This window comes from Tropicibacter alexandrii, from assembly GCF_003667315.2.
GTDB classification, from domain to species: domain Bacteria; phylum Pseudomonadota; class Alphaproteobacteria; order Rhodobacterales; family Rhodobacteraceae; genus Tropicibacter; species Tropicibacter alexandrii.
The window spans coordinates 1-333 of the sequence record NZ_RCTZ02000071.1; the positions used below are offsets into that span (position 1 = coordinate 1).

The 333-nt window shown below is 56.5% G+C and carries 1 pseudogene; it reads right to left on the reverse strand.

The features are described 5' to 3' along the window. Positions 1-333, reverse strand: a pseudogene (locus D8Z78_RS24400) (transposase); the annotation flags it as partial.

Genomic DNA, 333 nt, shown 5'->3' on the forward strand with positions numbered 1-333 from the left:
CCGAAATCCACGCGTGCTGACATTCATAACCTGACACAACCGGTTGATCTGGAAGGCCCCACGATGTTCTTCCCCTTTCGTGCATGTAAACATGCACTGCCGGGCAGTGGACAAACCGAAACCTCATGGCTTTTGGCTCGCAAAGAACTGGGGGAGTTTTTTTTGGATGTCCCTCTGCTCTTTGAGGATGCGGTTCTCGCGCCGAAGCCGTTCGTTCTCCCGCGCAAACTCGCGATCCTCGGGGGATACCACATCCGCGTCACGGTGCGCGTTCACCCACTTGTTCAGCGTCGAAAGCCCAACGCCCAGATCATCCGCAACTTGTCGCCGTGT